This is a genomic window from Neobacillus oceani (genome assembly GCF_046237595.1).
Taxonomy (GTDB): Bacteria; Bacillota; Bacilli; order Bacillales; family Cytobacillaceae; genus Bacillus_D; species Bacillus_D oceani.
Genome location: NZ_CP143543.1, coordinates 2219018 through 2234737, shown reverse-complemented (window position 1 = coordinate 2234737; position 15720 = coordinate 2219018). Strand labels below are relative to the sequence as shown.

Here is a 15720-nt window from a genome sequence, read left to right as displayed (position 1 = left end):
TTTTTCATCCCCTTATAATAAAAAGCTATACATCTTGCTTAGCATCAAGTCCGAAGATACTTGTTTAATTAAAGTAATTGGAGAAAGTTGTCTGTTAATGAAAATTAACCTTTCCTCATGAAATATCTCAAGCACTTCCATTATAGATTTCTCATCCCATAAGAAAGGACCCCCGAACCCGATATCAGATAATAAATTTTCATAAGTTATTTCACTTTGGTTCAGCAAGGTTCTTTCCCAACTATTAAGTAAAATATAAGCATAGAAATATCTATATGCCCTATCAATGTTATGCTGTTTAAAATAATATTTTTCTTCTGTTATGTCTAAGATGTTTAAATCTCTAAAACATTTTTCAGCTGTATAGCAAGTTCTAAATGGCGTTACATTTATCTTATTAGTATCAAATTTTCGTGTAAGTGCATTTACTAATGATTGATTCGTGAACTCCATGCCATTACTATATATAATAGAATTAAATATATATGACCACAAAGCTGCAGGTGAGCCAATCCTAGCAAGATTATAATGGCATAACCACTGTGTAATATCCTCCATTAAAAATGGATCCTCGCTATTTACCACTTCACCCAAGGGGGTTAATGTTAAAGAATAATTAGATTCCTCTTTACTTACACTAATTAGTCCCATCGCTTCTGAATACAAAATATGAGGAACCACTTTACCTGACCTATCTCCAGTAGGTATGGCCGTCATCGCAGAAATTTCTTCTTTTGAAAAATATTCATTATTAATAGAAGCGAATTGCACAAGCTGTGCAATCGCTTCTTTCTCTGGAGCAAATGTTTGGTGAAAGTTTATTGAATAATCCATTCTTAATTAATCCTTTCATTCAGTGGCGTTACTTTAATTACTATAGGAGATGTACGTTCTAAATTACCATCTGGTTTCAATATTGGACCTGAAACGACACATTCGCCTTTCCCTATGTTAGATAATTTCGATGCCCATTCCTTTTTCTTTTGGTTATCTGTGCTTAAAAATGAAGCAATGTCGTTCACTTCTGCCTCTGGCGGTGCAAAATAGACTTTCTGACTAGCCATTTGTAAACGTTGAATTTCATCTTTTCCTAATTGCCCTTGCATAAATTGGGTAGCATACCAACCCGACCAACCAAATTTTCTTCCTTCGGTTAGTATTTTTGCACTTGGAGAATTTTCAGAGTGATCTAGGTTTTGTGCTTCATCTAAAACAACCGGGAATGGTTTAGTCTTATCTCCATGAGATAAATTGTAGTTCCATAAATCCCAAAGAATAAATTCAGTAACAATTAATTGTACTTCTCTTACAAAGCCGGATAATTGAACTACAAAAACAATTCCTTCATGTTTTCGGTGCTCTTCCCAATTATACTCTGATTCAGTATCGAATGGATTTCTATCGATTAATGGTTCGATCTTGGCTAATACAGTTTTGGCATTACTCGTACCATCAGCTTCTAATTCAGTCCTTAAATACTGAAGATTCATTTTCGATCCATATTTTTCAAGCCCCTTCATTGTGGCTCTATATATCGCATTTGCCTGTTGGTCCCCCATACCTTTATAAACAGCTGAAAAGACACTTCTAATCCGTTCGGCAACATCAGTATTATCTTCTTCCTTATATAAATCCTCGTCAATTTCCTTCATATTCTTTTTAAATGGATTAATTGGAAACCCTTTTAATTGAACATGGAATTGTTGAACCTTATCACCTAAGTATTGTTTAAACTCAGGTTCTAGTTTTGATTTTTTAAATCCGTCTGTATAGTCAAAGATAATACTTGAAATATTATTTCTGGCTAATTCGAGTAGCAAACATTGCATAAAGTAGGTTTTACCCACCCCAGACTTCCCCGAAATCTGTATATGTCTATTTTCAAGCTGCGGATGTCCGTACTCCCAATATACTTTCTTCTTTGTTCTCGAGTCTTCTCCTAACAGGATTCTTATTGAATTTAGGTCATTAGATAGTACAATCGGACTCTGATTATCAAAAGGTTCTTTGTCCTTATGATATTTTAGATTAATTTCATGATTAGACTCTTCAGTGATCTGAATTTCACCTGTTCCAACTAAGGATCCATTAGAAAAATCTTCAAATTCACTATTCGTGGTTGTGTCTAGTGAAATACTTGTTTTTTCATTCTCCTTGGAATACGGAAGGTTTGTTTGGGATTCTATAATGGTATCGTGTTTATTTACTTCTTTCATTTCAATATTGTGATCTTGGGATGGATCAGATCCAATTATTTCTTCAAAATTTATTTCTTTCAATTTTTCCTTATAATCATTAGGATCATCGGCAAAAATCTCAATTTCGTTATTTCTTGGATCAACAAACGATATATCTGATTGGGAACTTTCGGGTAATAATTTCTTTTGGATATAAATTTGGCCATACGCTTTATGAACACAAGGAATATTTATATTCTCTAGCTCTATATTCACCTCTGAAATAATTTCGTGGTTATAATCAAGCCAGTAAGTCAATAAAGCGGCATCCCATTTTATTTTAAAATTACCATCTAATATCTTTAGTAAATTTTGATTTAACTTATTACGTTGTTCCTCATCTTTTGTAATAAAAATTGGAGAAAAAGCCAATAACCTATATAGTTGTGCGTACCAATACCTTCTATCATATTCATCTGAAGAAGGATTAAATATGCGTGTAAGAAATTTTAAGCCATTTTTCAGTTGACGCTTTCCTTTTTCTACGTGTGAATCACTTTCTTTTCCCATCTTGCACTCTACTAAAGTTACCTTAATGATTAGTGCATCAGAAGAAAGCCCCTCTTTGTTAATTTCTAACAATAAAAAGTCCGGCCTATTTTGTTCATTTACAAACCAATGTTGATAAGAATCTAATGATATATAACTTTTTAATATAGTATCTTCACTCATGGATTGTATATTTAGCGACTCTACTGAAAGCAGACTTGACAAAAAACTATGAATTTCATAATTATGCGGATTAAGTGCTTTAAGTACTTTAATACCATCTAATAATGATGATTTTCCCATACAATATTCCGCAGAAACACTGCATGTATCTTTACTCCATGAAGTAAAAATTGCTTTTAATCTTGACTTTAATCTTTCTGTAATATCTGTTCTTATTTGTGCAGACGATGAAATAGCTACATTTAATTCACCAAATGACCCTTCACCAGTAGAAAAACTAATTATATTTGCAGCATCATAAAAAGACTTATCCAATCCTGTATCTAAAGTGATTACCCAATGTGACTTATCATGAAGGTATTTGAGTATTTCTTTTGATGAATCAGTTAATACCAATTCCTTCTCTACTCTATATATTTCTTTTTCACTATATGGTCTCTCAATCCAAAATACCAATTGCGAATGTGAAAAAGCAGCTTGAAATTGTTTTTGGCTAATGGAAACATTTCTAGACTTATCCTTTTTTGGTGCTGGAATTGGGTGGAAAACCATAGGAAATCTTGTTTCACTTGGATTTATCGATTTTTCACCAGTCCGTTCATAATCTATACCGCTTGTCTCTAATATATTTTCTAAAAAGACAATATCATAACTCAACAAATGCCTTTTTATTTCATTTAAAGAGGATTCGCTAAAATTATAGTCGTTATAGTATGTTTCAATGCTTACATTATCTTCTTCACTAAAAAAGTTGTCCAACCATATGTGCATATAGTTCCTTCCTTGATAATTTCTAGAAGGTGATAAAATATGCAATTTAATATTAATACCATGAGATAGTTCTTTGAATTCTTCTATAAAACTATGCAGTCCTGCTACTACAGGTTGTAATTGTTCAAAATTTATAAAACAAATACTTAAAGAGTCAGTATTAGAAGGAAAGGTGAAAACATATTCCAGAATATGACTTGTGATTATTTGGGATGTTGATGTATTTGAAAGTAATTCCTTACTGTTAAAATCTTCATCAAATATTAATCCATCATCCATCATAATAGAACTATCCAAAATATTCTCATTTTCATCTTTACCATGTAAAGCATAGTAACCAAATACTTCTGTTGGTATTCTATTAATACTTTCTTCACAAATAATCGTATCCACACCGGAAATAATTGTAGATTGTTTTTCAAGCTTATCCATTTTATTTATAATGGAACTCTGCTTTAAATGATTACTCTCAAAAAGAGCGTTAATTATTTCTGCAAATCCTTTTCTTTGGAATGCTTGTTGTTCAATTATCTTTTCTAACATAGCAGGGTGAAAAGGTGGAACTATAGCACCTTCCAATTTAAGATGTTTTTCCGCAACATTTTTAGAAGAAACAATTAAAAATTGATTGGCAACTAAATTAAGAAAGTCCTTTTCTGTTGGGCTTAAATCACCAATTTTTTTTGTTATAGTATCAATTACTTCTACGTATTTATCAATGAACTTAACAGTACTATTCTCCTTAGAAACATTTATTGTATTATAGAAACCTACTTCACAAATTTTTTGAGTAAATGTATAAAATGGTTCTACTAATTGATATAATCTCGTAACTAATAGACTCGATTGCATCTCATTAGGGAAAGTAGAAAATATATTAATGTACTGTAATTCATAACTTTTTAATAAGTAATGAAAAGAGTCTCTATCTGTAGTTGTTAATAGACTTCCTAACCCCTTACAATAAAATATCGGTAAGAATCTATTTTCTCGAGCAGTTATATCCTTTAGGCTCTTAACAAAAGAAAAGGATTGAAGCCAATATTCATATGAGTTAAAAACCCATTTATATTCCCTTCGCATTTCACTATTTACATTAATTTCAAAATGGATTTTTGACAATTTCTCTGTGGCACTATCAGCTTTTATTTTTATTTCCTTATACATATCTAATGAAAATGGATCAACATTGTCTATATAAGAAACCTTTATTTCTTCTTTTAGTTCTTCACTGATATAATCAAGAATTCCACCCAAAGCAATACAAATATCATTCCATTTTTCAAAAATACTTTCTTCGTCCTTGCTCGTATCGGTCATGGTAATTTCTTTTACATTAAGTATAATTTCTAAGTTATTTATACTTTCTAATTCATACTCTTGTTTATAAGCATTAATTATATTAATTAAAAATTTTGTATAAACTTGTAATGGGGGGCCATATATATTAATTACTTTATCTTTTTGTGGCTTCTTTTCTTTCGATATACGAAGATCTAAAATATTATTTATGAGATTGAAATCTAAATTTGAAAGCTTTGTTCTAAGTTTTTTAACATCCTTCCCCATAATAAAATCAAAGATTGCAGCCTTAAAATGATTAAAATTATCAAATTCTTTAACTACCTCTTGTTTATAAGTAGTGAGTAAATCAGGTGTTTCCTGTTCGAACTTCTGAAACTTCTCTTTTAACTTTTTATATTGTGAATCCGAAACCCCATCTTTATATTCCGAACGATTAATAAATTTAACAGCCTTATTTATGATATCTATTTTTTTATTGTTACCTAGTTTGGTAATAGTTGAATTTTCTAATTCTTTTATATTTGGCAATCTAAAATATTTGAATAGTCTGCTACTAATAAAGTTTATTGCATCTTCTGTATGGTGTATTTCTTCATCTTTTAAATCATCTACAATCATGCTAACTTTAAATAAGTCTGTTGGGGAATGCTGGAAAATATGTTTAAAAAAATTGTCAATTAAATTCTTTTGAAAACTATCGTTAACATCTATGAAATCACTGAACCATTTATGAAATTTTTGATCCAATTTCTTTTCAATACTAATTGGGTTAATGGAATAAAAATCAGCTAATCCCCCTTTGTCTTGTACACTTTCAGTTCCCATTAAGATAACGATACCTTTTTCTTCAGCAAATGTGTTTCTCCACTTAGTCGATTGCTCTCCGTCACTTACAAAATTCCCATGTCTTATTTCAGCCAAGATATTTACATAAAATCCTCTTTCATAAAAGAAATCATACTTTTCCTTTGCTATTTTCGCTGTAAAATTCAAATTATTGCGAGTAGCATATTCTTTAAAATATATGCAAATATCTAAATAAACTTGTGGATGTGTAAAATGATCAAGTCTAAAAAAGGCACTTTTATTCTTATTCTTATTTACATTATCTTCAATAATGTGAATTAATTCATTAATATAACGTTTCAAATTATTCACCCTTTAAATGGATTTTCTACAATAGAGGTAGCATCAGATAGGTCTCTTAAAAATCCAGAATTTTTTAAAAGTTCCTGCATCAAAGTTTGATTTTCATCAAAAGCACTTAAATCTAATTCTTGTACCTTCCCAAAGTGTTTCAAAGCCTCATTTGGCCCTATAATAATGTTAAAATGTTCATAACACTTTTCTAGAAAAGTTGTAAATAATACTCTTTCTCCAGGTTGAATTAGGCTTAATACTAATACTTTAAGTAAATTTTCATTAAGGCTTAATCTCATATTTTTCCCTTTAGGGGGGATAAGAAATTCGATATCCTTACTTAACTTCCTTATTAATTTATTTGTGTCTTCAGATGCTTCTTTAAGTATTTTGAGATCACTTTCTATTTTTTCTTTACTTTTATATGACTCTATATCAGCCATGTGAACTGCCCTAAAAACATTTTCCTCAACGCTTAGATAAGAGGATATTGCCATTTTTCTAATCTGACCATTAGGCCGATCAGTCAAATCGACCAACCATTCTTGCCCATCGTTTTCATTAAGTGTCATTGTAGCCTGTAGACACATCATTCTTATTATCTGGATGGCTATTAGTTTTCCTAACAATTCCACTTTCTCAAATGGATCAAATTCACTCATTAGTAGATTATTTAATTCAATTACAGATTTTTTTGCTCTAATTGAATAGTTATCAGGAATCCACATAGCATCCTTCTTTATTCTGTTTACATTATCAACTGACAGTGAATCTGATTTTTCTTTATAATTATATTCTAGCCATGTCTCTTGAAGATATTGAGCAATCGTACTTAATTGCGGAATTCCTTTGACTAATTCTTTCAATCCTTGAACAAGTTTTGATTCGTACTCTGGCGCCTCTTTTATTCCTTGAACAATATGCAAGTAATATACTTCTCCCCCACGTGCCATAAATGCTCTATCAGTAAAAGAGAAACCCTTATCCACTTTGGACTTATCCTTTTCATATTCTAGGTTTGACCGAACACTTTTCTTCCCCATCGCCTCACAAAATATTAATTCAGGTGCTACTGGTAATAATGATTGGGCAAACCAAGACCTTTTGCCTATAACTGCATTAAATCCATAAAGGAGATCTTGTAATACATCCAATACAAACTCCGCATTCATGTTTACATTTTCGATGTCCATATTACGTATTAAATAATCTCTATGCTCTTTAAGAGCCTCTTTGTCAATATCGAATCTTTTTTCTTGTTCACTTCTATTAAGAAAAACAAATCTCTTTAATCCCATTTTAGGACTAGGAAAATAAGATAGTTTTTCCCCGTTTTCGGGTACAAAAAATGAAAAACCTTGATCAGCTTTTTCTATAGATCCTGTACCTTTGGGTGAAATAAAAACAAGCAAGAACTCAAGAAGATATTCATAAAGTGTTTGACTCCGAAAAATTCTCTGTCCGTATATTTGTATCTGAAGATTCTCGTTATCCTTGTCATAATTTTTAATATTAGGGAACACTTTTATCAAGTCCTTTATACCAAATTTAATCAACATACAATTCTTTACCAGCTATCTCAAAACTGATAAGTTTAGGGCCTTTAATTGTTTGTACCAATACTTTAATTAATGGTTCATTTTCATTAAATTTATATTCATGATATAGTTTTGATTTCATTCTATCGACACCATGACTAAGAGAGGGATTTAATTTTGTTGAAACTGCCCCTTTGGATACCTTATCGAAGTAATCTAATAACATCAGGGAAATTGAAAATCGTTCGCTTGTTCTTCCAAAACTTAACTCCAAAGCAAAATGATTTTCATCAGAATCGTAATCTGATTCAATAAAATTTTGCTTTATATAAATATCCGAGGTCTCTATCTTTCCTAAGAGTAGTTGTACACTCTGAATACCTTTTCCTTTTCGATTAAGCGGTAGATAAATCACATCGTCCGCACCTGAATCTATCGGAATTCCGACTAACATAAAATAAAGTGCTTTAATAACTTTTGATTTAATATTCCTTAATTCACGACCAGTTAACTCGGTTACTCTTGTATTAAGAAATTCTGGATAAATTGGAGAGAATAGCCTACCTAACAAATCCGACATCGTTTTCTCATTATGTTTGCCAAATAGGATTTCCATTCTTCTTACCGATTTCCTTAATTGGTAAGGCTCGTCCTCTCTTAGTAAGTCAATAGATAAGGTAGTAAATCTTCTCATTCTTTTCTGCCAAATAGGTTCAATTACACTTCTAGCAATAGGAGTTAAATATTCAAAATCACCTTTAATAAAAATATTATAATCGTTCTTTAGTTCTTTAGTATCTAAACCTAAGCTTTGAAGTTCCTTTATTGCCTTAATCTGAATAGCATCAGTATTTATCGAAACACCCGTATACCCAAAAAATAAATTTGAAAAGTGATAAATGTATAATTGGGATTCATTTGAGTTGGATTCTTCGATTGACTCACAAGTAAGATTACCTGTTATAGAATAAGAAAGCTGTGATAAAATTTGTCTTATAGTAAGTCGCTTATCCGTCTCATATAACCATCTATAATAGCTAGTAATAAACTGTTCAACATTATTGTAGTTTTCATTTAAAGACAAATAATTATTATACATCGGACACACTTGTTTTTTATCACATTGATTACATGGCTCCCACAGCTCATCTGAAAGCATGTTTTTGAATAATTTTGGCACCATTACAACATTATCTATCCTAGCCATGTTTATTAGTAAAACATCATACACACCAACTTTTCCAACAAGACCTGTATTTTCATCCATTAATCTTAATAAGTCCATTTCAACAGTTGTGTTAGATATACCAGTTGGATATTTCTCTTCTAATCCCTTAAATGAATCGATTAATGGTCCAGTATTAGATATTAAAACTGCCGAGCCACCACTTTCTTTAATATCTAAACTTCTTTTTAAAAGGTGGACCTGTTCTTGTTTATTAAGCTCACTCATGTCTTTTATATATAATAATCTAGAACTAATTTCCTCTGAATAATACTCATCGTACACTTTTAACTGTTCATTTCCATCAATTAATCTTAGTTCCCGAAGCATTTGGTATACTAGACTTGTTTTCCCATCACCTGCATGGCCAGTTAATAGTACAGTAGTAGGTTTCTCTTTTATCCTTTCGATAAGGTAGTTCCCAATATTTCTTTCAACACGAATTTTATCATAATAGGGATTTGTAATTTGTGATTCTGCAATAGCATTCTCGTTAGAACTATTAGCGTTGTTCATCGAGTTAAGATAGGAAATAAAATTATTGCTCATCTTCAACACTCCAATTAGAGATTCTTTTATTCTATTGTATTATATTTACAATATATAAAATAGCCGTTTTACATGGCATAACTATTTTAAATAATGGAAGTAATATTAGGGGAACAACAAGTAAGAACAACTATTTCCACAATAAATTTCCCAATATTGCTCATTTTCTGCTATCTTAAAATCTGTACAAATTGGAATTTCTCTCCTTACAGTATTTTTCTTCAGCACTCAATCTTACAGCATTAATACCCCGAAAAAACATGATATTTCTAGCGCTTGACTGATGTCCAGTACGCAAGCTCCTCGGCAGTATTACAATTGTTTACTTTTTGCTTGTATACTTCCGACTCCTGAAATTCCTTATTCTTATTTCAACTTTAAAATTATCCCAGGGGGATAGCTTACCCCGTTTTTTTTGATGACTTCGATAATATATTTGTATTATAAAACCACATTTAGTTCTTGATGGTTGCAATTAAATTAAAAGATTAATTTGGATTTCAATCATCCATCCCAAGAAGTTCCCTTTTCGAAAGAATAAATTCCCAACCTAAAATGGCCCCTTTCTACATTCATACCATAATATATTTTCACAAATATTTCATTGTTTTTCCTAAACAGCAAAACCCCATTTGAAAACATATCCAAATGGGGATTTCGATTTATTGTTAACGGGGATGAATTATGAGCCAGTGCCTAGTTTACGGCCGCACCCAAGGCTCCTCAGTAGTTTGCATCCAAATACACCAGGCGCTGAAGCTTCCGTCGAATTGCAGATATACTTTTTGCACTTCCGGGAACTTTTCAAATATGGCTTCATTCAGTGCTTTTCCAATTTCGCCGGCTTGATGGCTGGATGGGCCACCGGCGTGGAATTCCTTGAAATCTACAACCGCTGTTCCCGATTCGTCAATGGCGGCTCCATTTACGCTGCTCTCATCGCCGTATTGGGAAAAGATAGTGCCGGTTGTGAACAGTTTTTTAATCTCTTGTTCCAGTTCTGGGAATGGTTGGCCAAAGGTTTTGTAATCGAAGCCGATTTTCGCATCGGCGGCTTGTTCTTTAATAAAACTCTCGTATTTTTTCCCAAGGGTTAATTTATAGATGGCGATATGCTTCTTTTCTGTTGAGAGGAAGTAGATTTTGTTTTTATCCACTTTGATGTTCGACGCGATTGTTTGCGGGACCTCCATCAGTTTTTCAATCGGGATCCTGATGCCTCCAAGTGTTTCGCCTTGTTGGTTGTAGGCGAAAACATGTGTTTCCGATAGGGATTTATACACCGCCGGCTGCTCTGTTTTCGTAAAGATGATTTCCCGATCCGTTATGGCTTCAACTGCACTTTGTCCCACCGCCTCTTCGTATGGAATCGTTAGCTCCGTTGGCTTTTCTTCCTTATTAATGGTGATGACCGCTTCTTTACGATTGACCGTTGCCATGTGATACGGAAGTGATTTTCCTTCCATCATTTCGCTGGTTTCAATGTTCAGGAACCGCTCTTGGCTTTGGCTTGCCAACACCCCGATATTTTTAACATAAATGAGCTCATCCGGATGGAACAGGTCGGCCGTTAAATTATGGGTTTTAACGAGTTTTCCCTTCTCCGTATATTGATACACAACGAATGGATCCCAGGTGTTCAAGATGTAAATTTGTTTATCCGGGGTGACGAGGATATCTTGCAAGGTGCCTGTCATTTGGTTGTTTCCCGTAATAGGAAAGGAGCTAGTCTTGCCATTTTTTCCGGCGATGATCACTTGCCTCTTCGCTTCATCTAGCAAATAAAAAGTCCCGTCTTCTACATCAAAGCTGGTCACCGTGACCGGCAATGTTTCATTTTCGCCCATGAACGTCAAGCCAGCCTTGCCTTCGCCGTCCCCGTACTCAATTGTCCGCACCAGCGTTAAGTTGGATTCCTCACCGATTGCAAACGGCTTTTCCGTTTCCCCCGCAAGGTTCAAATTAAGTAAATCTTTATTGGAAAGGACAACTAGTGTGAAAAGCAAAGCAGCGACAGAAACAGCAGCTAGAGGCATTAAGTTGAATCGCTTTTTGTTGGTGGATTTGGCTTCCTTTATTTTATTTTGCAGTTCATAAACAAATTGCTGGCGGGGTTCCAGCGAAGGGTGATTTTTAATAGGTCTCAGCAATTGTTTTACCTCACGAGTCAATTCGTCGTTTGTATTCATCGCTTATCACCTTCCTCTCCCTGTCCTGCATTTCTTTTTTCAAAATCTTGACGGCCCGATGGAAGTCGACCCTGACCTTCAATTCTGTGATTTGCAGTATTTCTGCGGTTTCGCTCACGGTCAGTTCCTGGATTCCCCGTAAAATCATGATTGCCCGGTAATGAGGTTTCATTTTTAATAAGGTATGGTGGACTTCCTCCCACTCTTCCTTACGAAGGATATGGTCGTCCAGTGATTGTTCGCCCGAGATGATTTTTTCAAAAAAATCAGGCAGAAGTTCCTTCATTTTTCTTTTCCGCAAATGGTCGATGGCTGTGTTCCTCGCGATCGATAATAGCCAGTACTTCCCCCGGTCCGGATTCGCCAGCGTGCGTATATTCTTAATCGCTTTAATGAATGTTTCCTGCGTTATATCCTCCGCGTCTTGGACGGAGTGCGTAAAATACAAGCAAAACTGGTAAACATCCCGATGGTAGTCCTTAAATAAGGTTTCAATATCCAACTGCTCCCCCACCGACTCCCCCCCTTTATAAAACAAGTCGAATAAAATCGGTATTTGTTTCAATTATAGTGAAAATTTGTTAAAAGGAATACTGTTCGTCCACCTGGAAAGAAGCATTGCCCGGATGGCAGCAGTTAAGTATGCCGATAAAGATTCATGTGTTTCCATATACGAGTACAACGAAGTGCCTACTCAGGCTATTTTTGCGAGGTGATTCTTTACCTCTTTGTTTAACAAACCTGATCGGGTTTTCAGCTTTTCTACTTCTTCCATAAATGTTCGGACTGCATAAAACGGATACCGCTTGCAATCCGTAAGGCCGCCTTCAATTTATATTTTATAATAATTCTTTAGGCTATCTCTTTTTATCCAAACGAGAGTAAAGTAGTGGAACTTTATGAGCAGTTTGTGAAATGGATTAAGAGGTAAAGGAAAAGAAGAAACACCTAAATACTTATGAAAGGGGAATGGTTATGTCGAAAGTGAAAAAACCTTTCAGCAAAAAATGGTGGGTCTGGGTTTTGGCAATCCTTTTCATTGTCGGTATTGTTGGTTGCAGTGAGGAGTCGGCAGATACAGATAAAGAAGTACAGACTCCAGCAACCGAAAATGATAGTAAAGAAGATAAAGCTAATAAAGAAACTCCCAAAAAGGAAACTCCTAAAAAAGAACAAAAGAAAACTGATAAGCCGGCTGCAAAAAAAGGCGTTTTAACCAAAGAGAAATTCGAACAAATTAAGGACGGTATGACTTATGAAGAAGTCGTTAACATCGTTGGTGCTGAAGGTAAGGTGATTTCTGAAACAGGCGACAAAGGATCTCAGTACCATACAGTTATGTATGAATTTGATACGGACGGTTTTATGTCCAACGCATCGATGATGTTTCAAGGTGGAAAGTTGATCAATAAAGCGCAATTCGGTTTAGGTGAAGGTTCAGATGTCGAAATTTCACTTGAAGAGTTTAATAAACTGCAAAACGGCATGACCCTCGAAGAAGTTATAGATATTGTTGGGGGTAAAGGAGAAATTTTATCAGAGTCAGGAACGAAAGGAACAGACCTTCATACCGTTATGTATTCATACAAAGGAAAAGGGAGCATAGGAGCAAACGTTTCGTTAATGTTTCAAGGAAATAAGCTCCAAAACAAGTCTCAATTTGGTCTCGAATAAGAAATATGTAAGTCTTTTTACTTGGCCCACCTTTCGGGCACTTTTTTTTCAAATAAAATAGAACATACGCTCCCTTCTTCTCCGAGTTTTTCATCCGGGACACCATCAGAAAAATAATAAAAATGTTATAATAAGGAAAAAAAGTTCGCCTCTCCTCCTTCACAAAGGGCAAGAATATGTGTTCATAAGCGATAAAGGAGACGTCGATAGCGGGCTCAGGATTAGAAATCGGGTAAAGTCCGTTTTGCAAATGGAAATTAGACATTGGAGGAATTAGCTATGGGCTATGATTTCAATTTATTAAACTTTAGAAAGCTGGATAGTAATGACTTGGATAAAATGCATACATGGCTAAACAATGGATTTGCTGCCCAATGGTATGGCAAAAAACAAATGACGATGGATGAGGTTAAAGAAAAATATTTGCCTTACATAAACAATGAAAAACCTACACAAAGTTATATTATTTCTTATGAAAATAAGCCTATTGGCTACATCCAAACTTATAAAATAAACGACTATCCTGATTATGCAAAACAGGTAGAAATAGATGAAGATGCATCAGGTGTGGATCTATTCATTGGCGAAGACGCGTTCATTCATAAAGGATTAGGCAAACACATCGTCAGACGTTTCTTAAAGGAAATTGTATTCCCTTTAAGTGATGCAGTCAGTTGTGTACTGGGACCTGAACCCGATAATACCGCTGCGATAAAAACTTATGAAAAAGTCGGTTTCAAATATGTAAAGACAGTAAGCACAGAAGACGGGGATGAATACATCATGAGAATTGGGAAAGATGAATTAGAAATTTCATAGATATCATCATTTTTTTAACAGAAAAACCCCATTCGGAAACAGTATCGTATCCGAATGGGGTTTCCTCATAGATTTATTCTTCAATGCCAGGATGTATTTGCCGTTTTACTTCCTCGACATCCGTATCACTATACATCGCTGTCCCCTTCCCGCCGGTTTTTGCCAGTAGTTCCTTTACCTCGTTATAGGACAATCCTGACTCGGCGTTGAGCCTTTTAACTTCTTCGATATCCGTGCCAACTGATGTCAAATTCTTTTTGTTTTGTTCCATAAAGCCACCTCCTATGTATATGGCTTTATGTTTCCTCATGGATAGGAATTTTAATTCGCCCAATCACCAGTTCAATCCACAAAATATCAACCCGTTATCTTTCCCATAACTCAACCAGTCTACCGTCAGGATCCTTAATCCAAGCAAACTTGCCAAATTCACTAATCTCTTTTTCCTTCGCTAAAGGTACACCAATTTCTCCAAGGTGCTTTATAGTCTCGTCTAGATTATGAACTTGGAAATTTAACATTACTTGTTGCTCTGTTGGGAAATATGGGTCATCTTCAGTAAAGAAAGAAAAGATCGTTTCATTTCCTGAATGGGGTTTAAAAATCGTCCCATTCCAATTATTCATATCAATCTTCAGCACTTCACTGTACCATTTTTTCACGGCATCCAGATCTTTGGTCCTCCAAAATATTCCCCCGAAACCTTTTATCATCAATAAACAACCTCCTTATCTAATTGAGCTCCTGGTATAGAGCTGTTTTCCAGCTCTTTTTCTATTCTGAAAGACTCGTTACTTTCGGTGCTTCTGTTAAAAATAAGATTAATTTCACTATGGTACATATACGCTCCAAACTGTTTAAACACGTTCAAGCCTTTTAAATGGTTTAGGAGGTAATTCGACACGGATGGTATCACCTGGTTTCACTTCTCCACTCTGCAAAACAACTCCCATTATTCCTGCTTTTCTTATTAGATTTCCGTCCGAATCCTTATCTAAAACAGCCTTTAAAAGACCTTGTTTAAAAAGTTCGATTTGATTACAGGGATTGCGCAAGCCTGTTACTTGAAGAATTGCTGACTCACCTACAAATAATCTCGTGTCAGTAGGTAATTCAAGTAGATTGATTCCAATCGTTGTAATATTTTCACCCATGTTTCCAGGTTTAATTTTGAAACGTTCCGCTAACTCTTCGAATAACTCATTCTGAATTAAATGCACTTGTCTTAGGTTCGGTTGATTTGGATTTTGTGCCACTCTCGATCGATGTTTAACCGTTGAACCAAAATGTGCATCACCTTCGACCCCAAAACCTTTCACTAATCTTATGGTTTCTTGATTTTCTTTACTGAATGTATGTTTCTTGCTTAAACTAACCGCTAAGACCTTCCCTAAAATTGAACTCTCTCGTTTTTCATCCAACATTGAAATCTCACAGCCTTCCTTTTTAAATTTCCCTGCGATGTAACTTCAAAATTCTTTCTTATCCTCCCTTCCGTTTCAACAAGATGACTATTTCCATATCCCCTTCGGTAAACGTTAGTTCAAACGGGATGCTCTCTCCCACCTGCAATGCCATGGCCATCTCTCCCAATCCGTTTA

11 protein-coding genes are annotated in these 15720 nt (G+C 34.3%); 2 read left to right on the top strand and 9 right to left on the bottom strand.

Annotated features, from left to right (window positions below; genetic code table 11):
- Positions 1–12: 12 nt before the first annotated feature.
- The 6 genes from V1499_RS11130 to V1499_RS11105 form a co-directional block, all read right to left on the bottom strand.
- Entirely contained in the window at positions 13–834 is an 822-nt protein-coding gene (locus tag V1499_RS11130; protein ID WP_409276139.1) for a DUF4007 family protein, read from the bottom strand.
- A 2-nt stretch (positions 835–836) separates the two neighbouring features.
- Positions 837–6134, bottom strand: coding sequence for a helicase HerA domain-containing protein (locus V1499_RS11125; RefSeq protein WP_409276138.1), 5298 nt, complete (start codon positions 6132–6134; stop codon positions 837–839).
- A 5-nt stretch (positions 6135–6139) separates the two neighbouring features.
- Positions 6140–7684 carry a hypothetical protein gene (locus V1499_RS11120; protein ID WP_409276137.1) on the bottom strand — a complete coding sequence of 515 codons (1545 nt, stop codon included), beginning with the start codon at positions 7682–7684 and terminating at the stop codon, positions 6140–6142.
- Positions 7674–9437 (bottom strand): hypothetical protein, encoded by a 1764-nt coding sequence (locus V1499_RS11115; RefSeq protein WP_409276136.1) that lies wholly within the window; start codon positions 9435–9437, stop codon positions 7674–7676. The genes V1499_RS11120 and V1499_RS11115 overlap by 11 nt, the downstream gene beginning before the upstream one ends.
- A 701-nt stretch (positions 9438–10138) precedes the next feature.
- Positions 10139–11626: a hypothetical protein gene (locus tag V1499_RS11110; RefSeq protein WP_409276135.1), complete on the bottom strand. Its 1488-nt coding sequence runs from the start codon at positions 11624–11626 to the stop codon at positions 10139–10141.
- Positions 11598–12140 carry an RNA polymerase sigma factor gene (locus tag V1499_RS11105; RefSeq protein WP_409276134.1) on the bottom strand — a complete coding sequence of 181 codons (543 nt, stop codon included), beginning with the start codon at positions 12138–12140 and terminating at the stop codon, positions 11598–11600. The genes V1499_RS11110 and V1499_RS11105 overlap by 29 nt, the downstream gene beginning before the upstream one ends.
- Before the next feature lie 461 nt (positions 12141–12601).
- On the opposite strand from V1499_RS11105, the gene V1499_RS11100 reads away from it, so the two are divergent.
- Complete coding sequence (locus tag V1499_RS11100) at positions 12602–13300, top strand: DUF3862 domain-containing protein (protein ID WP_409276133.1); 699 nt, start codon at positions 12602–12604, stop codon at positions 13298–13300.
- 279 nt (positions 13301–13579) lie between these two features.
- A complete protein-coding gene (locus V1499_RS11095) occupies positions 13580–14119 on the top strand; it encodes a GNAT family N-acetyltransferase (RefSeq protein WP_409276132.1) in 540 nt (179 codons plus the stop codon).
- Positions 14120–14192: 73 nt separating this feature from the next.
- Here V1499_RS11095 and V1499_RS11090 read toward each other — a convergent pair whose 3' ends face one another.
- The 3 genes from V1499_RS11090 to V1499_RS11080 all read right to left on the bottom strand — a co-directional run bounded on the left by V1499_RS11090 (position 14193) and on the right by V1499_RS11080 (position 15543).
- A complete protein-coding gene (locus tag V1499_RS11090; protein WP_409276131.1) occupies positions 14193–14390 on the bottom strand; it encodes a gamma-type small acid-soluble spore protein in 198 nt (65 codons plus the stop codon).
- A gap of 94 nt (positions 14391–14484) precedes the next feature.
- A complete protein-coding gene (locus V1499_RS11085) occupies positions 14485–14832 on the bottom strand; it encodes a VOC family protein (protein WP_409276278.1) in 348 nt (115 codons plus the stop codon).
- Positions 14833–14976: 144 nt separating this feature from the next.
- Positions 14977–15543, bottom strand: a complete 567-nt coding sequence (locus V1499_RS11080) for an MOSC domain-containing protein (protein WP_409276130.1) — start codon at positions 15541–15543, stop codon at positions 14977–14979.
- Positions 15544–15720: the final 177 nt, after the last annotated feature.

Coding starts and splice junctions, on each gene's coding strand:
- V1499_RS11130 (WP_409276139.1), bottom strand. CDS start 834: ATGGATTATTCAATAAACTTTCACCAAACATTTGCTCCAGAGAAAGAA.
- V1499_RS11120 (WP_409276137.1), bottom strand. CDS start 7,684: ATGTTGATTAAATTTGGTATAAAGGACTTGATAAAAGTGTTCCCTAAT.
- V1499_RS11115 (WP_409276136.1), bottom strand. CDS start 9,437: ATGAGCAATAATTTTATTTCCTATCTTAACTCGATGAACAACGCTAAT.
- V1499_RS11110 (WP_409276135.1), bottom strand. CDS start 11,626: ATGAATACAAACGACGAATTGACTCGTGAGGTAAAACAATTGCTGAGA.
- V1499_RS11100 (WP_409276133.1), top strand. CDS start 12,602: ATGTCGAAAGTGAAAAAACCTTTCAGCAAAAAATGGTGGGTCTGGGTT.
- V1499_RS11095 (WP_409276132.1), top strand. CDS start 13,580: ATGGGCTATGATTTCAATTTATTAAACTTTAGAAAGCTGGATAGTAAT.
- V1499_RS11090 (WP_409276131.1), bottom strand. CDS start 14,390: ATGGAACAAAACAAAAAGAATTTGACATCAGTTGGCACGGATATCGAA.
- V1499_RS11085 (WP_409276278.1), bottom strand. CDS start 14,832: ATGATAAAAGGTTTCGGGGGAATATTTTGGAGGACCAAAGATCTGGAT.
- V1499_RS11080 (WP_409276130.1), bottom strand. CDS start 15,543: ATGTTGGATGAAAAACGAGAGAGTTCAATTTTAGGGAAGGTCTTAGCG.